Annotated in this window: 19 protein-coding genes; 14 read left to right on the top strand and 5 right to left on the bottom strand. The window is 71.6% G+C overall.

Annotation, left to right across the window (positions count from 1 at the left end; translation table 11 throughout):
• Window positions 1-252: 252 nt before the first annotated feature.
• Entirely contained in the window at window positions 253-450 is a 198-nt protein-coding gene (locus tag ABZV34_RS17225) for a hypothetical protein (RefSeq protein ID WP_148013661.1), read from the top strand.
• 112 nt (window positions 451-562) lie between these two features.
• Entirely contained in the window at window positions 563-1,264 is a 702-nt protein-coding gene (locus ABZV34_RS17220) for a DUF4191 domain-containing protein (protein WP_356276556.1), read from the top strand.
• Window positions 1,265-1,596: 332 nt separating this feature from the next.
• On the opposite strand, the gene ABZV34_RS17215 is transcribed toward ABZV34_RS17220, so the two are convergent.
• Window positions 1,597-2,064 (bottom strand): RDD family protein, encoded by a 468-nt coding sequence (locus ABZV34_RS17215; RefSeq protein WP_356276553.1) that lies wholly within the window; start codon window positions 2,062-2,064, stop codon window positions 1,597-1,599.
• 200 nt (window positions 2,065-2,264) lie between these two features.
• Between ABZV34_RS17215 and glnA the strand changes: the two genes are divergently transcribed.
• The 3 genes from glnA (at window position 2,265) to ABZV34_RS17200 (ending at window position 5,548) form a co-directional block, all read left to right on the top strand.
• Window positions 2,265-3,674, top strand: a complete 1,410-nt coding sequence (glnA, locus tag ABZV34_RS17210) for a type I glutamate--ammonia ligase (RefSeq protein WP_356276550.1) — start codon at window positions 2,265-2,267, stop codon at window positions 3,672-3,674.
• Window positions 3,675-3,938: 264 nt separating this feature from the next.
• On the top strand, window positions 3,939-4,862 hold the full coding sequence (gene htpX, locus ABZV34_RS17205) for a zinc metalloprotease HtpX (protein WP_356276547.1): 924 nt from the start codon (window positions 3,939-3,941) through the stop codon (window positions 4,860-4,862).
• A 56-nt stretch (window positions 4,863-4,918) separates the two neighbouring features.
• Entirely contained in the window at window positions 4,919-5,548 is a 630-nt protein-coding gene (locus tag ABZV34_RS17200) for a hypothetical protein (protein ID WP_356276544.1), read from the top strand.
• Window positions 5,549-5,575: 27 nt separating this feature from the next.
• Here the strand turns inward: ABZV34_RS17200 and ABZV34_RS17195 are convergent, their stop codons facing one another.
• Together ABZV34_RS17195 and ABZV34_RS17190 are read right to left on the bottom strand one after the other, a co-directional pair.
• Entirely contained in the window at window positions 5,576-6,934 is a 1,359-nt protein-coding gene (locus tag ABZV34_RS17195) for a DUF2252 domain-containing protein (RefSeq protein WP_356276541.1), read from the bottom strand.
• A 5-nt stretch (window positions 6,935-6,939) separates the two neighbouring features.
• On the bottom strand, window positions 6,940-7,596 hold the full coding sequence (locus ABZV34_RS17190) for a hypothetical protein (protein ID WP_356276538.1): 657 nt from the start codon (window positions 7,594-7,596) through the stop codon (window positions 6,940-6,942).
• A gap of 144 nt (window positions 7,597-7,740) precedes the next feature.
• Here ABZV34_RS17190 and ABZV34_RS17185 point away from each other — a divergent pair, with 144 nt between their 5' ends.
• Entirely contained in the window at window positions 7,741-8,937 is a 1,197-nt protein-coding gene (locus ABZV34_RS17185; protein WP_356276535.1) for a winged helix DNA-binding domain-containing protein, read from the top strand.
• Window positions 8,938-9,321: 384 nt separating this feature from the next.
• Here ABZV34_RS17185 and ABZV34_RS17180 read toward each other — a convergent pair whose 3' ends face one another.
• A complete protein-coding gene (locus tag ABZV34_RS17180) occupies window positions 9,322-9,630 on the bottom strand; it encodes a hypothetical protein (RefSeq protein ID WP_356276532.1) in 309 nt (102 codons plus the stop codon).
• A gap of 218 nt (window positions 9,631-9,848) precedes the next feature.
• Here ABZV34_RS17180 and ABZV34_RS17175 point away from each other — a divergent pair, with 218 nt between their 5' ends.
• The 6 genes from ABZV34_RS17175 to ABZV34_RS17150 all read left to right on the top strand — a co-directional run bounded on the left by ABZV34_RS17175 (window position 9,849) and on the right by ABZV34_RS17150 (window position 16,690).
• A complete protein-coding gene (locus ABZV34_RS17175) occupies window positions 9,849-10,208 on the top strand; it encodes an arsenate reductase family protein (protein ID WP_356276529.1) in 360 nt (119 codons plus the stop codon).
• Window positions 10,209-10,379: 171 nt separating this feature from the next.
• Complete coding sequence (locus tag ABZV34_RS17170; RefSeq protein ID WP_356276526.1) at window positions 10,380-11,063, top strand: hypothetical protein; 684 nt, start codon at window positions 10,380-10,382, stop codon at window positions 11,061-11,063.
• Window positions 11,064-11,683: 620 nt separating this feature from the next.
• Window positions 11,684-12,721, top strand: a complete 1,038-nt coding sequence (gene glnII, locus ABZV34_RS17165) for a glutamine synthetase (RefSeq protein WP_356276523.1) — start codon at window positions 11,684-11,686, stop codon at window positions 12,719-12,721.
• Window positions 12,722-13,146: 425 nt separating this feature from the next.
• Window positions 13,147-13,734: a winged helix-turn-helix domain-containing protein gene (locus ABZV34_RS17160; RefSeq protein ID WP_356276520.1), complete on the top strand. Its 588-nt coding sequence runs from the start codon at window positions 13,147-13,149 to the stop codon at window positions 13,732-13,734.
• Between the two features lie 100 nt (window positions 13,735-13,834).
• Window positions 13,835-14,839, top strand: a complete 1,005-nt coding sequence (locus tag ABZV34_RS17155; RefSeq protein ID WP_356276517.1) for an NAD-dependent epimerase/dehydratase family protein — start codon at window positions 13,835-13,837, stop codon at window positions 14,837-14,839.
• 306 nt (window positions 14,840-15,145) lie between these two features.
• The gene (locus ABZV34_RS17150; RefSeq protein ID WP_356276514.1) at window positions 15,146-16,690 is read left to right on the top strand and encodes a DUF1996 domain-containing protein; all 1,545 of its coding nucleotides are present in this window, start codon (window positions 15,146-15,148) and stop codon (window positions 16,688-16,690) included.
• Window positions 16,691-16,784: 94 nt separating this feature from the next.
• Here ABZV34_RS17150 and ABZV34_RS17145 read toward each other — a convergent pair whose 3' ends face one another.
• Window positions 16,785-17,222 carry a hypothetical protein gene (locus ABZV34_RS17145; protein ID WP_356276512.1) on the bottom strand — a complete coding sequence of 146 codons (438 nt, stop codon included), beginning with the start codon at window positions 17,220-17,222 and terminating at the stop codon, window positions 16,785-16,787.
• Window positions 17,223-17,378: 156 nt separating this feature from the next.
• Here ABZV34_RS17145 and ABZV34_RS17140 point away from each other — a divergent pair, with 156 nt between their 5' ends.
• Both ABZV34_RS17140 and ABZV34_RS17135 read left to right on the top strand, forming a co-directional pair.
• Window positions 17,379-17,879, top strand: coding sequence for a tetratricopeptide repeat protein (locus ABZV34_RS17140; RefSeq protein WP_356276510.1), 501 nt, complete (start codon window positions 17,379-17,381; stop codon window positions 17,877-17,879).
• 49 nt (window positions 17,880-17,928) lie between these two features.
• Window positions 17,929-19,845 carry a hypothetical protein gene (locus tag ABZV34_RS17135; protein ID WP_356276508.1) on the top strand — a complete coding sequence of 639 codons (1,917 nt, stop codon included), beginning with the start codon at window positions 17,929-17,931 and terminating at the stop codon, window positions 19,843-19,845.
• The last annotated feature ends 27 nt before the right edge of the window (window positions 19,846-19,872 follow it).

The raw sequence follows: 19,872 nt of genomic DNA, 5'->3' as shown, positions 1-19,872 counted from the left end.
GTGCCACCGCTCGCGTGTGAGTCGGCGCACAAGCAACTACCGCCCGGTAGTGGCCAATTCGGCACCCTCGCGGCCGTCCGCGCAGTTGGGGACCCCCGTCAGGACCGCGTCAGGCTGGAGACCTGCTGCATCAAGGCTTCATTGGTGTTTGACCGGTCGGTCACGCCCTGGTAACACCAATCAGTGACCCTGGTCTTACGCCACGTACCGCCCCGTCCCACGAGCCGTCATCCCGAGGGGGGACCTCTCATCATGCAGGCCGCGCCCGTACGCGCCACCGCGATCCCGTCGTTCACCGATGCACTCCGTGCCGTCGAGTCGCTGCTCATGAGCAGCGGCCAGCGCACCGCCCGCCGCAATGCCTGGACCTCCGTCCTGGAGGACCGCCGTCGCGCCAAGGACCGGGTCGAGGCGCAGCGCGTGCTGGAGTCCGTGGCGACGCGTCCGTAGCCGTCGCACGCCTCGCCACACGCCTCGCCGCGTACCCCGGCCGCGGGCGCTGCCGCCGTCCGCCCGGACACTGCCGTCGTCGGTCCTTGCCGGGCCACGTAGACTTCGTGGCATGGCGAGGAAGGAACCGGCAGCGGACGCTGCGAACCCCGGACGACTCAAGCAGATCGTCCTGACCTACAAGATGACCCGCAAGGCCGACTCAGTGATCGGTCTTGTACTCGCGGCAGTCGGAATCGTCACCCTCGGTGTCTTCCTCGCGATCGGCTTCCTGATCGGCCACCCGGTCTATCTGGGCATTCTCGGCCTTCTGCTCGCCTTCCTCGCGTCGGCGATCGTCTTCGGGCGCAGGGCAGAGCGGGCCGCGTTCGGACAGATGGAGGGCCAGCCGGGCGCCGCCGCGGCCGTGCTGGACAACATCGGCCGGGGCTGGACCACCACCCCGGCGGTGGCGATGAACCGCAGCCAGGACGTGGTGCACCGCGCGGTCGGCAAGGCCGGCATCGTGCTGGTGGCCGAGGGCAACCCGAACCGGGTGAAGAGCCTGCTGGCGGCCGAGAAGAAGAAGATGGCGCGGATCGTCGCGGACGTACCGGTGCACGACGTACTGGTGGGCACCGGCGAGGGGCAGGTGGGGCTCAAGAAGCTCCGCACCACGATGCTGAAGTTCCCCCGCGTCCTGACCGGCGCCCAGGTGACCGCCACCAACGACCGGCTGCGGGCGATGGGCGACCTGATGAGCAACATGCCGCTGCCGAAGGGCCCGATGCCCAAGGGCATGCGGATGCCGCGCGGCGGTCCGAAGACCCGCTGACATCCCTCCTACGTGCGCACGACGAAGGGGGCGACCGGATCTCTCCGGCCGCCCCCTTCGTCGTGTCCGGTCGTCGTGCCCGGTCGCCGTATCCGCACGCCCTACCCGGTCGCCGTGCCCGGACATGGTGTGTTGCGAAAGGTCCCGTCGTCCGCCCGGAGGACGGGCCTCGCGGCATCCCGGCACCCGGTGCCCGCTCCGGGGTCCCCCCGACCCGAGGCTGGGGGGAGTGCCCGTGGAAGGCCGTGTACGGGACGTACTCAGACTTTCGCCCGGTGCGGCCAGAGGACGTGCCGGGCGTCGCGAGGCAGGCGGGACGCCCGCACCACGCCCTAGGCGCGGACCTCGACGGTCCGGGCGAGGCGGTCGTGCAGACCCCGGCCGTCGCGGTCCCAGACCAGGGCGGGGACGGCGACGCACAGCAGGGCCGTGCGCAGCAGGGCGCGCAGCGGGTTGAGCCGCCCGCCGCCCTCGGGCACGATGCGCAGGCCGAACAGCCGCTTGCCCGGCGTGAAGCCGACGGTGCCGACCGTCAGGACACCGAGGGCGAAGAAGACCAGCAGCGCCCAGTTCCCGGTCGCCTGGCCGTAGCCGTCGGTGAGCAGCCCGTATGCGATCACCATGCACAGGGCCCAGTCGACGGCGAGGGCGCCGAGGCGGCGTCCCGGACGGGCGATGGAGCCGGGCCCGTGCTCCGGCAGACCGAGCTGCTCGCCCCGGTATCCCAGTTCCGCGCCGGAGTCCTCCATCGCGGCCCGGGGTCCGGAGAGCCACGATCCGATTGCTTGCCTGTTGTCCACCCGTCAACGGTACTGTGCCCGTTTTGGCATACGGACACGAGGGGCCCGGGCAGCCCCGGTCGGTTAACTTGGGCGAAACAAATGGGTCACGCTGGAGAAATCCCCCGTCCCTATGGTCAGGCCCCAGCGTGTGCCACCGCACTGGCCGCACGAACGAACTACCACCCCGGTCCACAGTGGGCGGGAGTAGGAGGAGCTGGATGTTCCAGAACGCCGACGAGGCCAAGAAGTTCATCGCGGACGAGGACGTCAAGTTCGTCGACGTACGGTTCTGCGACCTGCCGGGTGTGATGCAGCACTTCACGATCCCGGCCGAGGCCTTCGACCCGGTCGAGGAGCTCGCGTTCGACGGCTCCTCGATCCGCGGCTTCCAGGCCATCCACGAGTCCGACATGGCGCTCCGCGCCGACCTGTCCACCGCGCGCGTCGACCCCTTCCGCCGCGACAAGACGGTCAACATCAACTTCTTCATCCACGACCCGATCACGGGCGAGCAGTACTCCCGTGACCCGCGCAACGTGGCGAAGAAGGCCGAGGCCTACCTCGCCTCGACCGGCATCGCCGACACCGCGTTCTTCGGCCCCGAGGCCGAGTTCTACGTCTTCGACAGCGTGCGCTTCGACACCAAGGCGAACGAGGCGTTCTACCACATCGACTCCGAGGCGGGCGCCTGGAACACCGGTGCGGTCGAGGACAACCGCGGTTACAAGGTCCGCTACAAGGGCGGCTACTTCCCCACCCCGCCGGTCGACCACTTCGCCGACCTGCGTGCCGAGATCTCCCTGGAACTGGCCAAGTCCGGCCTCCAGGTCGAGCGCCAGCACCACGAGGTGGGCACCGCCGGCCAGGCCGAGATCAACTACAAGTTCAACACGCTGCTCGCCGCCGCCGACGACCTCCAGCTCTTCAAGTACATCGTGAAGAACGTCGCCTGGCGCAACGGCAAGACCGCGACCTTCATGCCGAAGCCGATCTTCGGTGACAACGGCTCGGGCATGCACGTGCACCAGTCGCTGTGGGCGAACGGCGACCCGCTGTTCTACGACGAGGCCGGCTACGCGGGCCTCTCGGACACCGCCCGCTACTACATCGGCGGCATCCTCAAGCACGCGCCGTCCCTGCTCGCCTTCACCAACCCGACGGTGAACTCGTACCACCGCCTGGTCCCCGGCTTCGAGGCCCCGGTCAACCTGGTGTACTCGCAGCGCAACCGCTCCGCGGCCATGCGCATCCCGATCACGGGCTCGAACCCGAAGGCCAAGCGCGTCGAGTTCCGCGCGCCCGACTCCTCCGGCAACCCGTACCTCGCCTTCTCGGCGCTGCTGCTCGCGGGCCTCGACGGCATCAAGAACAAGGTCGAGCCGGCCGAGCCGATCGACAAGGACCTGTACGAGCTGGCCCCCGAGGAGCACGCGGGTGTCGCGCAGGTCCCGACCTCGCTCCCGGCCGTCCTCGACCGTCTCGAGGCCGACCACGAGTTCCTGCTCGCGGGCGACGTCTTCACGTCCGACCTGATCGAGACGTGGATCGACTACAAGCGCACGAACGAGATCGCGCCGCTGCAGCTGCGTCCGCACCCGCACGAGTTCGAGCTGTACTACGACGTGTGAGCCGGCCCGGCTTCCGTACGGAGCCCCGTCATCGCCCTCGGGTGGTGGCGGGGCTCCGTCGTGCGCGGCACCCGGGTCGTCGTACGCGGCGCGTGGGCCGTCGCGCGCGGCGCTCGGTGGGGTGTGCGGCGCATAAGGAAGTGACGGCCGGCAGGGCTGTTCTTTGCCTCCCGTGGGGTCGTTCGGCACCGGTTCTTGGGCGGGCACGGGCGCACAATGGAAGCGGGACGAGTGCGTGAGTGCCTGAGTTCGGGGTGATGCAGAATGCAGAGCCGGTTCCGGAGCGATCGGCGGCTGACCGTGCGGATGACGGTCACGCTGTTCCTGCTCGGATTGCTGTACGTGGCCTTCGTCGCCGCGTTGATCGTGTTGCTGAAGTCCTGGGTACTGGTCGTGGTCGTCGCCGCCGCGATGCTCGGCGCCCAGTACTGGTTCTCCGACCGCATCGCCCTGTACGCGATGCACGGGCGGATCGTGGAGCGGGAGGAGCATCCGCAGCTGCACGGGGTCGTGGACCGGCTGTGCGCGGTCGCCGACATGCCGAAGCCGCTCGTCGCCGTCTCCGACCTGGACATGCCGAACGCGTTCGCGACCGGACGGAACGCCGACCACGCGGTGCTGTGCGTGACGAGCGGGCTGCTGCGCCGGCTGGAGCCCGACGAGCTGGAGGGCGTCCTCGCGCACGAGCTGTCGCACGTGGCGCACAAGGACGTCGCCGTGATCACCGTGGCCTCCTTCCTCGGGGTGATCGCCGGGCTGATCGTGCGGTTCGCCTTCTACTCGCAGCTCTTCGGCGGGCGCGGGCGCAAGGACCAGAACACCGTGGCGATCTTCATGGCCGTGATGGCCGTCTCCGCGGCCGTGTACGCGATCAGCTTCCTGCTCATCCGGGCCCTGTCCCGGTACCGCGAACTGGCCGCCGACCGTTCCGCGGCACTGCTCACCGGCCGGCCCTCGGCGCTCGCGTCCGCGCTGACGAAGGTCTCCGGGGACATCGCGCGGATCCCGACGAAGGACCTGCGGACGGCGCAGGCCTTCAACGCCTTCTACTTCACGCCCGCCCTGGGCGCCGGGCCCGGTCTCGGCAAGCTCTTCTCCACCCACCCGAGCCTGGAACAGCGGCTCGAGCAACTGGGTCGCATCTCAGCCGAGTTGGGCGAGGCGGCGACCCCCGACAACGCCGCCTGACCGTTCTCCGCCGATCTTCGCCGTTCTCCGCCGTTCTTCGAAAGGCAGCCGTCCGCATGGGGTTCCTTGACATCCTGCTCGGGCGCACGAAGGCCGTCGCACCCGATCTCGACCAGCTCTTCGGGCTGCCGTCGGCCGCCGTGGCCCTGCAGGCGGCCGCCGGGTTCACCCCGACCGGGACGGGCGCGGTGTGCTTCGCGTCCGTCGAGGGCGCGGCCTTCGCCGAGGCCCACCGCGAGGTGCGGGAGCTGCTGGAGGCGGACACGGGCCGAGCGGAGTCCGCGCCGTCCGGGCAGCCCGGCGCGGGGCCACCGGTGGAGATGACGCGTGACGAGTACGGGTACTCGTGGCTGGTCTCGCGGCGCGCGCCGGACGAACTGCCCGCGCTGGTGAGTGATCTGCACGCGGTCAACAGCACGCTGGAGGGCAGCGGTTTCGGCCCTCAACTGCTGTGCTCGGTGGTGGCCTTCGCGGAGACCGAGGACCCCGAGCAGGCCGGGCAGCGGCTCGGGCTCGTGTATCTCTACAAGCGCGGCACCTTCTATCCCTTCGCGCCGTCGGCGGATGCCGGCGGGCGGCGCGACAACGCGCTCGAACTGCGGATCAAGGCCGCGCTCGCCGACGACCTGCGCATCGAGCAGGACCTCGGCCGGTGGTTCCCCGTGTGGGGCGCCCCGGGTCTGTGACGCTCTCCCGGGGTGCCGTCCGGGACCTCAGACCCCGCGTGTCGCAGTGACCACTCCGGCCGTCACCGCCGAGTCCAGTGCCGCGTGGTCCCTCATGTTCTGGTCCGCGTAACGCAGGGCGAAGTCGGCGACGGCGTGTTCGAAGGTCTCGGCGCCGCCCAGGTAGGCGGCGATGGCGACCCGGTCGCCGGAGCGCGCGTGCGCGCGGGCCAGCGCGGTGCCGCACAGCCGGGCATAGGCCACCAGTTGGTCCGGCGTCATGCCGGAGACGTTCGCGGAACCCTTCATGTCCCGCAGCTGCCGCCAGTAGAAGGCGCGGCCCTGCGGCCCGGTCATCCAGCCGAGGAAGATGTCGCTCGCGGACTGCAGCAGCCGCTGCCCGGCGACGACCCGGTGGCCGGGATGGACGTACGGACCGCCGGGCAGATGCTCCTCCAGTACGGATCTGGTGGCTTCCTTGATCTGCAGGAACAGCGGGTCGTCCGTGTCCCGTCCGGTGAGCAGCACGATGAAGCAGCGGGTGCCGACACTGCCGACACCGACGACCTTGCGCGCGGCGTCCGCGAAACGGTAGCGGTCCAGCAGGAGGCGGCGCTCCTCGGCGAGAGTGGAGCGGTAGTCGCTGAAGATCTTGCGCAGGGCCGCCATGTCGGAGGCGCCGGCCGGTTCGAGGAGCGGTGGGTCGCGCACGATGCGGCGCCGTCCGTCGACGGTCTCGGTGAGTTTGCCGAGGGCGTGCAGGCTGGTGCGGCGGCGGGCGCGGGTGAGGCTCGACTCGACGCGTCGCCGGCCGCCGGACGAGCGGACGAGCGGGAGCAGTTGGTCGGCGTCGATGCGCTCGTACCAGACGGCCAGTTCCCCCCGGTCCGCGAGCCGCCGTATGCCCTTGCGGTACTCGGCCGCGGCGGCCTCGGCCGCGCGGCGCACGCGCGTCTCGGCGTACCCGTTCTCGCGGCCGGCCACCGCGACGCTGGCCGCGAGCCGTTTGACGTCCCATTCGAAGGGGCCGGGATGGGTCTCGTCGAAGTCGTTCAGGTCGAAGTGCAGGGCGCGTTCCGGTGAGGCGAACAGGCCGAAGTTGAGGAGGTGGGCGTCACCGCACAGCTGGACCGTGAGGCCGGTATGGGGCTGGGAGGCGAGGTCGGCCGCCATCACGGCGGCGGCTCCGCGCAGGAACGCGAACGGCGAGGCGGCCATCCGCCCGTACCGGATCGGCAGCAGTTCCGGCAGTCGGTCCCTGCCCTGCCGTTCCAGGACGGCGACGGGGTCGGGGCGGTCGACGCCGGGGATCCAGCCGGCGTGCGAGGAACGGGGGGCGCGTTTGCGGGCCGCCCTGCCTCGGGCGGCCCGGGCGGCGGGGGTGGCGGTGGCGCCGGTCGGGGCCACGGCCGTCAGGTCCGCACGGCGCGGGCGACATCGCCGCCGACGGCTCCGGAGAGGCTACGGGTACTGCGGGCCGTGGCGTCCTTGGAGCCGTCGGCCGGAACGTCGTCCACCTTGACGACGACCGTGTCGAGGAGGTTGCCGCCCTTGTCGCGGAAGTCGACCTGGACGACGTACGTCCGGGACGTGGAGGTGGGGTTGGTGGCGGTGACCTCGACGGTGGAACGGCCGTCGGAGTCGGTGCGCACCTGGTCGCCGACCTTCACCTCGCCCTTGGCGTTCAGGCCGCTCCTGAACTCGTCGAACCGCCGGCCCGCCTCGGCGGTGGCGGAGGCGAGGGAGTTACCGGCTCCGGCGGTCGCGGAGGCCAGGGCGCTGCTCGCCGCCGAGGCGAGGGAGGCGGCCGCGGAGGCGGCCTGGGAGGCGGTACCGGCGGGATTGCCGTCGCCCGAACAGCCGGTGACGCACAGAACGCCCAGCAGCGCGGCGCCGACCGACCCCAGCAGCGTCCCGCGCGAGCCGGCGACGCGAACACCGAACTCTCGTGCGGCGGCACCTCGTACGACGGCACCTCGTGCGGCGGTTCTCCGCCCCCGTAGCACTGGCGTCCCCCGCCGCAGCCGTGCCCCTCGTACCCGAAGCGCCCGTACCCGGTTCCTCGCCATCTCGCCTCCCGGCGTTCCGCTGCGGATTCCCTGCCTCGCGTTCACCACAGTCAAGGTTCTGAGCGAGGCATACGCATGCGGGAGGCAGCAGTCGGGTGAGACGCGAGAGGATGCGGGGAACGACGGCTATGAGGCGGAGGCGGCGTGGGCGAGCAGGGGCGGCACATCGGGGTGGCGGAGCGGCGGGACCGGCTCGCGCTGCGGCACCGGCTCGCGGGGCCGCGGCGCGCGGCGGGCCCCGAGGAGGTCGCCGAGTCCCTGGTCGCGCTGCACGGGACCGATCCGGCGACGGTGTACCTGGCGGTGGGCGCGCGCCTCGCGGACGCCGGGCGGACGGTGGCGGAGCTCGACCGGGCGCTGTACGGGGACCGGACCCTGGTGCGGATGCACGGCATGCGGCACACCGTGTTCGTGTTCCCCACCGAACTGGCCGCCGTGGTGCACGCCTCGACCGGCCTGGCGATCGCGGCGAAGGCGCGGGCCGGACTGATCAAGGACATCGCCACCGGCAGTGACGGGCGGCTGACCGGGGAGTGGCTCGCGGAGGTCGAGGCGTCCGCGCTCGCCGCGCTGGCCCGGCGCGGGCAGGCCACCGTGAACGAACTCACGAGTGACGAACCGCGGTTGAGGGAGCAGTTCATCTACGGCGCGGGCCGGGGGTACGAGAGTGCGCAAACCGTGTCCTCGCGTCTGATGCGGGTGCTCGGCGTCGAGGGGCGGGTCGTGCGGGGGCGTCCGCTCGGCTCCTGGACCTCGACGCAGTTCCGCTGGGCCGTCGCCCCGCCGCACCCCGGGCTCCCGGCCGGTGACGCCCAGCGCGAGCTGCTGCGCCGCTGGCTCACGGCGTGCGGGCCCGCCTCGGAGGCGGACCTCAAGTGGTGGACGGGGTGGAAGGTGACCGATGTGCGGCGGGCGCTGGGGGCGATCGGGGCGGAGGCCGTGTCGCTCGACGGCGGGATGACCGGGTACGTCATGGCCGGCGACGCGGGTCCGGTCGGCGAGCCCGGCGCGCCGTGGGCCGCGCTGCTGCCCGGACTCGACCCGACGGCCATGGGCTGGCAGGAGCGGGACTGGTATCTCGCGCCCTCGCTGCGGCCCGCGTTGTTCGACGGCAGCGGGAATGTCGGGCCGACGGTGTGGTGGGACGGGCGGGTGGTCGGGGGGTGGGCTCAGCGGGGGGACGGTGAGGTGGTCTGGCGGGTGCTGGATCCGGAGGGGGTGGGGCGGGAGGGGATCGCCGCGATCGAGGCGGAGGCGGGGCGTCTGCGGGGCTGGTTGGGCTCGGCCCGCGTCACCCCGCGCTTCCGTACGCCGCTGGAACGCGAACTGACCACTCCGTGAGGTCACCGGCCCACTTCTCGCTGCCGGCGCCCCTGCCCTCCCCCAACTCTCGGCTTCGCTCGAACAGGGGGACCTCCATCGTCCCGTCCCTGGGGGCTGCCGCCCCCGGACCCCCGCTCCGGCCCTGAGGGCCTTGTCCTCAAGCGCCGGACGGGCTGGTGGTGCGGGCCCGCGCTGGAGGTCCGGAGGCTCCCCCAAGGCTGGCCTGACGCCCGGGGTCATGTCTTCAGCCCGTCCGGCGTTCGATGACGAGCCCTTCGGGCGAAGCGGGGGTCCGGGGGCGCAGCCCCTGGCGGGGTCCGGGGGCTGCGCCCAGGTATCGGATGCGGGGGCGGGAGACGCCGGTGCCGGGAACACGAGACCCGGCACCGGGCATCCCCCCGCTCAGCGCGCGTAGCGAATCAACGCCCGCACCATGTGACACGTGGTGTCCGACGGCGGATGCACCCCGATGACCGCGGCGGTGCTGTGTATCACCTCGTTGCGGGCCTGATTCGGCACGTACACACCGGAGTCGAGCAGAGCGATCGCAAGACGCATCGCCTTGAGCCGACGGTTGTGCGTGACGTACCACTCGCGCGGACGCCCCGGCGGCAGCGGGCGCTTCGCCACGGGCTCGTACGGCAGGTCCATCAGGACCGCCCTCTTCGATGTGGACTGGGTGGGCAGCGGCTTCAGTGCGGCAGCGGGCACCTGCATCCTCCTGTCGCGGTCGGGGCACCGCCGGCCCTCCCGGCGATCCCCTCGAACACTGCCCCCAGTCTACCGCCCGCCACTGACATCCGCGGGGAGCGCAGGGTCCAGCAAATGCCCAGCTGACAGCCTTATTTGACGTCTTGTCACACCAGATTCCAACGGTGCGCGTGTGACGGCAGAAATTCGAACACGCCCATCGATGTACCGTGTCCGGCATGGAGATCTGGATCAACCCGGCCTGTTCGAAATGCCGTGGCGCCATCGCCCTGCTCGACGCGGAGGGCGCGGACTACACCGTGCGCCGCTACCTGGAGGACGTACCGACGCCGGACGAGATCCGGGCCGTACTGGAGCGGCTCGGCCTCGAACCGTGGGACATCACCCGCACCCAGGAGGCCGACGCCGAGGAGCTCGGGATGAAGTCGTGGCCCCGGGACGACGGTTCACGGGAACGGTGGATCACGGCGCTGACCGAGCACCCGAAGCTCATCCAGCGGCCGATCATCACCGCGGACGACGGCACGGCCGTCGTGGCACGCACCGACGACACCGTGCGCGAGGCCCTGTCCCGCTAGCGGCCCCCTCCCCGGCCGCCCCGCCTGTCCGGTTACCTCAACTTCCGCGTGACACAGGTCACTTCAGTGACTTGAGTGAACCGTTGAGCAGCCCCGTTCGGTATCTCGTACATAGCGGCATACGGATCGCATCCGGCCGCCCATGGCGGCGGCCGGGGACAGGAGGCGCGCATGTCGCGTAGGAGAACTCTCAGTCCCAGGAAGAAGCTCGCGCTGCTGGTCAGTGCCGCGGCCGTGGCGGGAGGCGGCGCCTTCGTCATGGCGACCACCTCCAACGCGGCCCCGGTCCAGAACGCGTCGAACTCGACGGTCTGCCAGGGACTGGCCACGGCGCTGGGCAACAACCAGACGTTCATCGACGGGCAGCGGGCCAAGCCCGACGCCCAGTCGCAGGCACGGATCGCCAACCGCGAGGCGGTCATCGCGCAGATCAAGGTCCAGCAGGCGGCGTCGAACTGCAAGGTCGGGGAGTCGGCTCAGGGCCCCCAGGCTGCGCAGCCGGCGCAGCCCGCAAAGCCCGCGCAACCCGCAAAGCCCGCGCCGAGCGCGCCGGGCAAGCAGCAGACCACCGCACCCGCGCAGGGGGCGGGTGGCGGCGCGGCCACCGGCCGGCAGGTCTGTGTCGGCTCGACCGTCACCCTCTCCGGCGAGGGCGGCGCACCGGCCGCCTCCAGTAACCAGTTCCCCGCCGGGACGAAGCTCAAGGTCACGAACCTGGACAACAACAAGTCCACCACCGTGCAGGTCACCTCGGTGTCCGGCAGTTGCGCGCTGCTGAACAACGCCGCGTTCGAACAGGTCCGCGAGCCGGGCAAGTTCCTGATCCGCCGGGCCCTGATCGAGAAGGTGGGGTGAGGTCCGGCGACTGACGAACCGGGAACTCCGCGCGTCGGAGAATGAGTTCGGCCGACGCGGTGTGCGGCGGCGCCCGGGGCGGCACGTCCGGGAGGACGACCGTCCGTACGTGCGGCAGCGCCGCGGCGGCCCGTGCCGCCACCCGGCACGGGTCATGGGTCCTGCTGTTCGCGGCCACGAGCAGCAGGACCGGCACCTCCGGAGCGCCCAGCGCGCCCGGCCCACTCGGCGCACCCGACGCACTCAGCACCCCGGCGTCGGGCGGAGAGCCGTGGCGCGGGGCCGCGGCCCCCTCACCGAGGCAGGGGCCGGGGCGGCCGGCAGACGGACCGCGCGCCGTAAACCCATCGCATACGAGCCGCCGCGGGCACTCCGGGCCGATCACGGCGCGCGGCGCGCCGCCCTCGGCGGCCTTCGCGAACGGGCCCCTGACAGCGGTCGCGAATCGCTCTCGGCGAGTGAGGTGTGGCACAGGAACGCCAGGTAACACGGGGTTCACGCTCGGGCAATGATCGGGAAATCGCCTGTTGACAGGCTGCCGGGCATGACGCGGCGCCACGGTGCCGCGAGCGCCGCGGCACCCCCGGTGCGCCTGGAGACCCACCCGAAGGATGTGGCCCGTGACCTTCAAGGCTGAGTACATCTGGATCGACGGCACCGAGCCGACGGCCAAGCTCCGTTCGAAGACGAAGATTCTGGCCGACGACGCCAAGGGTGCCGAGCTGCCGATCTGGGGCTTCGACGGATCCTCCACGAACCAGGCCGAGGGCCACGCCTCGGACCGCGTACTCAAGCCGGTCGCCAGCTACCCGGACCCGATCCGCGGCGGGGACCACGTCCTCGTCATGTGCGAGGTCCTCGACATCGACATGACACCGCACGAGTCCAACACCCGTGCCGCGCTGGCCGAGGTCGCCGAGAGGTTCGCGGCTCAGGAGCCGATCTTCGGCATCGAGCAGGAGTACACCTTCTTCGACGGGGAGCGCCCGCTCGGTTTCCCCGCCGGCGGCTTCCCGGCCCCCCAGGGCGGCTACTACTGCGGTGTCGGCGCCGACGAGATCTTCGGCCGCGACATCGTCGAGGCGCACCTGGAGAACTGCCTGAAGGCGGGCCTCGGCATCTCCGGCATCAACGCCGAGGTCATGCCCGGCCAGTGGGAGTTCCAGGTCGGCCCGCTCGCCCCGCTGGAGGTCTCCGACCAGCTGTGGGTGGCCCGCTGGCTGCTCTACCGCACCGCCGAGGACTTCGGCGTCTCCGCCACCCTCGACCCCAAGCCGGTCAAGGGCGACTGGAACGGCGCGGGCGCGCACACCAACTTCTCCACCAGGGCGATGCGCGAAGGACCCGAGGGCTATGCCGCGATCATCACCGCGTGCGAGTCGCTGGGCGAGGGCTCGAAGCCGCTCGACCACGTCAAGAACTACGGCGCCGGCATCGACGACCGCCTGACCGGCCTGCACGAGACCGCTCCCTGGAACGAGTACTCGTACGGCGTCTCCGACCGCGGTGCCTCGGTCCGTATCCCGTGGCAGGTCGAGAAGGACGGCAAGGGGTACATCGAGGACCGCCGTCCGAACGCGAACGTCGACCCGTACGTGGTGACGCGGCTGCTCGTCGACACCTGCTGCGCCGCCCTGGACAAGGCCGGCCAGGTCTGATCCACCCCCAGCCCGCGAAGGGGCGCCCACCATGCCGGTGGGCGCCCCTTCGGCGTGCCGCGCCCCCGCACGGCGGCCCGGCGTGCGGACCGCGCGCGAGGGCGCCTGCCCTCGTCCGTCGAGGGTGCGTCCGACCTTTGAACCAGGACTCCTGCCCGGCCCCGGCTTCTGCTTCAATGGAGACATGGCCAGCCACCAGAAGTGCACCGCGACGGGTCGCCACGACCTGGAGCCCTTCTGGCCTTCCCGTCAGCATCACGACTTCGACCGGGTGTGTTGCCGCGCGACGAACGCGCCGGCCCTCTAAAGCCGTACACCCCGGCCTTCGGCCAGCGCGCACGACGTACGTCCTCGACGGCCCCGACCACGAACTCGCGGTCGTCGACCCTCCCGACGAACTCCTCGCGCGAAAGAGCTGACCTCTCATGGCGAACACACGTTCCTTCACCTCCGTCGCGACCTCCCCCTCCCCCGCCTCGCCCGCGACCGGCGCCGGACGCCACCGGCTCCGTGCCGTCGACCGGGACGAGGTGGTGAACGTGGCGGACTTCCTGCCGCCGGGCGCCACCTGGCTGCCCGCGCCCCAGCACACCCTGCCGGTACTGCCGGGCCGGCCGCCGATGATCGGCTACCTGGTCCTCGTGCCGGCCGACCAGCAGCCCCTGCTGCCGGTCGCCGTCGCCCCTGACCCGGCGGGGACGCCCGCCCCCGCCGGAGGCGACCCGCTCGTCCGTATCGACTCCGTGCGGCGCACCGCCGAGGTCGACGGACGGACGCTCGACCTGACCTACCTGGAGTTCGAGCTGCTCGCGCATCTCGTCGCGCACCCTCACCGGGTGCACACCCGGGACCAGTTGGTCACCACCGTGTGGGGCTACGGGCACGTGGGCGACGGACGGACCGTCGACGTGCATGTCGCGCGGTTGCGCCGCAAGCTCGGGGCGCAGCACCGGCAGTCGATCCAGACGGTACGACGGGTCGGCTACAAGTACGCGCCTCCGACCGGACGCTGACCGGTCCGCCGGGCCGTCCCGCGTCCGCGACACCTCCCGGCGGATCTTCTGTCAGCAGATTCCCGTTCCGTCCGGCGTGCCCTCCGTGCAGAGTCGTCCCATGAGACTTCTGATGCTGGGTGGTACGGAGTTCGCCGGGCGGGCCGTGGCGGAGGCGGCGGTGCGACGCGGCTGGGAGGTGACCGTCCTCCACCGGGGACGGCACGAACCTCCCCCCGGAGTGCGGTCGTTGACCGGTGACCGCACCACTCCCGACGGGCTCGCGGTGCTCGCCGGCGCCGCCGCCGAAGGCGACTGGGACGTCGTCGTCGACACCTGGTCGGCGGCACCGCGGGCCGTCCTCGACGCGGCACGGCTGCTGGCGGACCGGGCCGCGCGCCATGTGTACGTGTCGAGCTGCTCGGTCTACGCGTGGGCTCCGCCCGCCGGGTACACCGAGGACGCACCGCTCGTGACCGGGGCGTCGAAGGACGCCGGGCAGACCGACTACGCGCGGGACAAGCTGGGCGGCGAGCTGGCCGCCGTCTCCGCGTTCGGCGCGGAGCGTTCGCTGCTCGTGCGGTCCGGACTGATCCTCGGGCCGCACGAGAACATCGGCCGTCTGCCCTGGTGGCTGAGCCGGATCGCGCGGGGCGGGCCCGTGCCGGCGCCCGGACCCCGGGACCTTCCCCTGCGGTACGTCGATGTCCGCGACCTCGCCGAGTGGATCCTCGGGGCGGTGGAGCGGGGAGCGAGCGGGGCCCACAACCTGATGAGTCCGCCGGGCCACACGACGATGGGGGAACTGCTCGACGCGTGCGTGCGGGTGACGGGGAGCGGCGCGGAACTGCGGTGGATCGAGCCGGAGATGATTCTGGGCGCCGGGGTCGAGCCGTGGACACAACTGCCGGTGTGGGTGCCGCCGGGGAGTGACATGGACGATGCGCTGTACGGGGCGGATGTCTCGCGGGCGGTGGGTGCCGGGCTTCGGTGCCGGGATGTCTCGGAGACGGTCGCCGACACGTGGACGTGGCTCCGGGCCGTGGGCGGTACGGCTCCGCGGCGTCCGGACCGCCCGCCGGTCGGGCTGCCCCCGGAGGCGGAGGCGCGCCTGCTCACCCGGTGAGCCGTCCCGCGCCCCTGGGGCTCCGCCCCCAGCCCCCCCGTTCAGGCGATCCCCGAGCACCCGCCCAGCATGTTCACCTGCCGAAGGAACTCCTCCGGAGCGGGCTGAATATTGTTCAAACCTGATTTTTGAGATCAACTTCCCGAAAATCATACGCTTCTGAGCCCATTGTGCCGGAAATGGCCTCACGAACTTCTAAGATTTTCAAAGGTTTCTGAACGCCTCACCCGCCACCTGCGTATGAAGGGGAGCCGCTTCACTCCTGTCGGGCGCCTCGCTGCCCCGCAAGGAAGTCAGAGGAGTTCCATGGGACGCAACACACGAAAACGACGTTCGCCGCTGGCTGTTCGCGCGGTGGCCGCATCGGCTGCTCTCGCGATCGGTGGGGGCGGATTGATCTGGGCGAATTTCTACGCCTCGGCGCACGAGACCAACTCGAGCCCGAACACCACGAAGGCCGCCGCCACCCAGGTGGCCACGATCACCTGTCCCGACGTCGGTCAGAAACTGACCAGCGTGCCGAACGCCGCGCGTTCCGCCGTCGCCACCGAACTGGCGACGCTCGACAAGCAGATCACCGAGGCGTACGCCCGTCTGGCCTCGACCCGCCAGGCCCAGGCCAAGGACGCGAACTTCGTCCAGAACGCGATCCTCGGACCGCTCAAGGAGAAGCGCGGCGCGGTCATCAGCCGGATCAAGATCGACTTCAAGCGGGTGGGCGCCACCGCCCCCGGCATGCTGGACGGTCTCGCCACCTGCACCGCGACCACCGCGGACCAGACCACGGCCGGAGGCCAGAACAACGGCCAGGGTCAGAACAACGGTCAGGGCCAGAACAACAACGGCGGTCAGGCCACCGCGGCCCCGAGCGTCTCCGCCTCCGCCTCGGCCCCCGCGGGCAACGGTGGTCAGGCCGGTACCGGCGGTCAGGCCGGCAACGGACCCGCCGCCGCCGACTTCGTGGACATCACGAAGGTCCAGGCGAACGTGCCCCGCAAGGCACAGACCCGGGCCGGCGGTTCGACGGGCACGTTCACCACGTCCTGCGGCGTGAACGCGAACAAGAAGTTCAACACCGACAACGTCATCGTGGCACCCGGTGTCACCAACGGCGCGCACCGCCTGCACGACTATGTCGGCAACCAGTCGAACGACGCGTTCGCCAACAACGACACGTTCGCCGCGGCCAAGACCACCTGCGCCAACCAGGGCGACAAGTCGACGTACTACTGGCCGGTCGTGCGTATCCAGAACGGTACGCAGGACTTCGACCAGAACAACGACGGCGGTGGCAAGGAAGGAAACGTCGGCCAGATCCAGCAGGTCAAGCAGGCGCAGATCAAGTTCGTCGGCAGCGCGAAGAGCCAGGTCGTCGCGATGCCGAAGTTCCTGCGCATCATCACGGGTGACGCGAAGACCACGACCAACGGTCTCGCGAACGCCAACGCCCACTGGTCCTGCACCGGCTTCGAGAACAAGGTGCAGCTCACGCAGCAGTACCCGATCTGCCCGCGCGGCAGCACCGTGGTACGCACCTTCGCCTTCCAGAGCTGCTGGGACGGGGTGAACATCGACAGCGCGAACCACCGCACGCACGTGGCCTTCGCGGACGCCCAGGGCAACTGCGCCAATGGCTTCAAGGCCATTCCGCAGCTGACGATGCGCCTCGTCTACAACTTCCGGGCACCGGCCCTGCAGAACGGGCAGATCAAGAACGCCTACGCGGTGGACGGGTTCCCCGAGCAGCTGCACAAGGCGGCCACCGACCACGACGACTTCATCAACGTCTTCGACGACAACCTGATGAACAAGATGGTCAACTGCATCAACAAGGGCCAGCGTTGTAAGTGACCCCCATGAGGAAGCCGGTGGCGGGATTCTCCCGCCACCGGCTTTCTTGTGTCCTCACGTCCCCCGCCCGTCGGGCCGGGGAGGCTTCGCGCGGTCAGCCGCTGTGCTCGTGACCGGCGTGCGCACCGTGCGAGGTCCCCTCCTCCAGGGTCCCGCCGAGACGGCCGCGCAGGGACGTGACCATCTTCTGGTCGCCGACGGCCACCCACTTGGCGCCCACGAGATACGAACCGCCGTAGTCCTTCGCACCGTTGAGCCACTCGCGCTGACCGCGGTCGGTGGCGAAGGTCGCCAGGATGAACTTGCCGGTGTCGACCTTGCAGACCCCCTGGCGGATCTCGTCCGCGTCGGTCTGGATGTCCGGACGGCACTTCACCTCGGCCGCCAGATCCTCCAGGCTGCCGGTCGCCGTGGCCGGCACCCTGTCCGCCGTGCCGCCCTTGGTCCCGCCGTCGCCCGACCCGCCGCAGCCGGTCAGCGCCAACAGCGCCACGGCGGCTCCCGCGGCGAACATTTCGCGTGTCAACCTCATACGTTCCTCCGGTACCGTCTGCGCCCGCGCCATGGAGAGCCCCGGCGAGGGCCCTGGTCTTCGATACGGCTGCGAGGCGCTCAGCACTCAATCGACCACCGCGGGGTGCGGGAAAGCCTATGCCGTCGCCAGCACACGTATGCGAAAGTGTGCCGCGTGAACGAAGACTGGGAAGAGCGTACGGCGGCGGCCTGGGCCACTTTCGACGCCTACGAGGAAGCGGACGCGGCGGACTTCCGCGCGGTGATCGACGCACTGGTCGCCGAGCTGCCCGCGGACAGCCCGCTCGGCCCGTTCGAGCGGGCCTGCGCCTGGGACTCGACGGGCCACTCCGACCAGGCCGTGCCGCTCTACCGGGAGGCGCTGTCCCGCGGACTCGACGGCTACCGGGGACGCCGCACGAGGATCCAACTCGCCAGCTCGCTGAGGAACCTCGGGCAGGCCGAGGAGGGCGTCAAGCTCCTCACCCCCGAACTCGTCGCCCCGTCGGACGAGTTGGACGACGCCGTACGCGCCTGCCTCGCGCTGTGCCTGGCCGACCTGGGCCGCGAACGCGAGGGCCTGGCGCTGGTGATCGGCGCTCTCGCTCCCCATCTGCCGCGCTACCAGCGGTCGATGGCCAACTACGCGCGGCTGCTCGTCGAGCCCGAGGGCTGAGTCCGCCGGGCTGAGGTGACCATCCACCGATTCGCTCGTTCTGCTGAACGTGCAGTCACAGGATGTAGCCCCGCGCCCCACAGCCTCCTCCGGACCGGTCGTCGACGTCGCCCAGGCCGAGGCCGCGCTCGTCGAGCACTACCCGCGGCTCGTCCGGCTCGCCTATCTGGTGCTGCCGCCGAGCCTCGGCCGCAACCGGCGGGTGCTGACGGCGCACGCCCTCACCCAGCGCGCGCTGCCCCGGCGCCGCACGCCCTCGTCCGTGATCCCGGCCCAGGCCACCGGCCGCGACGGCGACCCGGGCTACGCCTTCGTACGCCTCACGGTCGTACGTACGGCACTGGAGGCCGGCCTGCCGCTGCGGCGCACCGCGTGGCCGAAGCGGTCCCAGCTCCCGCCGCTGCTGCCCCACGTATGGGGCCTGCGGCTCTTCCCGCGCTCGGGTGGCGCCGACGAACTCGCCCTGGACCAGCGGCTGTCCGCGCTGTCCGGCCCGGCCCGCGCCGCGTACGTGCTGCGCGGGCTGGAGAAGCTGGCCGACACCGAGGTGCGCAAGGTGCTCGTGGCGGCCGGGGTCGGTGATCCCCGGGCGGCGCTCGCGCAGGCCGACCGGGTCGAGGCCCGGGACCCACTGCTCCTCTCCCCCGAGTTCGACCCCTGCGCGCTGCACGCCCGCCCCACCGACCTGATGCGGCGCAGGCAGCACATGAAGGCCGCGCTCGCCGCCGGAGCGGCGGTCGCCGTCTGCGGCGCGCTGCTCGTCCTGCCCGGCGACGGGTGGGGCCCCGAGGGCGCCGCGGCCCCCTCGTACGCGCAGAACCCGGCCGCCGTGGCCGCGCTCGATCCCGGGAAGGTGACCCGGGTCTCCCCGGCGGCCTGGCGGACGTCCGCGCGCACGGACTTCTCCGTGTGGCCCGCCCGCGGAAACCTCACGGGAGACAGCGCGCTGCTGCGCCGCGCCCTCGCCGTCTGGGCCCGCCCCGGCGAGTCCGTGCAGGTCTCGGCGACCCCGGGCACCCCGGCGGGCGCCCCGCCGGGACCGCCGCAACTGCTGTACGCCGGTGACGTGGACCAGGCCCGTGTGGTGCTGTTCCACGACGGGCTGCGCATCGCCCGGTACGCCGAGCCGCGCGACGGCACCGGCGGGGCGGCCCTCGACTTCGCGCGGGTCGACGGCGCGCTGGGCGCCGAGGCGAGCGCGGTCGTCCTGGACCGCGCCGACGGCAACGTCCGCTATCTGGCCGCCCCCTGGGTGACCGGGGCCGCCGAGCGCGACCTGATGAAGCCGGCCGCGGACCCGACCGCCCTCGAACTGTCGGCCGACGGCGCCACCTCCCCGCTGGCGGGTCCCGCCCGGTCGGGCGCCTGCACGTCGTGGAACGCGCTGCAGCTGACCGACGCCACCGGCACCCGGTTGATGACCGACCTCGGCGAGCTGATCCCGGCCCATCTGACCTCCGGACCGCCCTCGGCGCCCCACGAGGCCACCGGCGCGGCGGCACTGGCGAACTGGGCGCCGTTCGCCTGCTCGCTGACCGCGATGCGCTCCGAGGGCGTGCGGTCGGTGAACGCGTGGCAGTTCGCGCGCCAGCCGTTGCCGGACGCCGGCGGGGAGGCGGCGTGGGTGTGCACGCGGGCCGACACCTGGCGGGGCGACGGCACCCGTGTCCTGGCCCAGTTCCACACCCCGGGCGGTACATACGGGGCGGTCGCGGCGAAGGCCGAGAACTCGCCCGCGTGCGGCGCGCGCGACTCCCATGTGCTGGCGGGCGTGCTGTGGAAGTCGGGGGCCGGTGCCTGGTATCTGCTCGCGGCCGGCAGCAAGGGCACCGCGTCGGTCACCGCGACCGGTGGGGTGACCGGATCCGCGCGAGGTCCCCTGCTCGCCGTACGGACCAGGCAGGGGGCCCAGGCCGGACTGCGGGGCGACCTGACGGACGGCAGGACGGTCACCGGGCTGCGCTGACGGACGGCGGGTCGGTCACCGGGCCAC

The sequence above is a fragment of the Streptomyces sp. NPDC005195 genome (assembly GCF_040608315.1).
GTDB classification, from domain to species: domain Bacteria; phylum Actinomycetota; class Actinomycetes; order Streptomycetales; family Streptomycetaceae; genus Streptomyces; species Streptomyces kaempferi.
The sequence above is the reverse complement of the archived record's forward strand: the minus strand, read 5'-3'. Positions and strand labels throughout refer to the sequence as shown.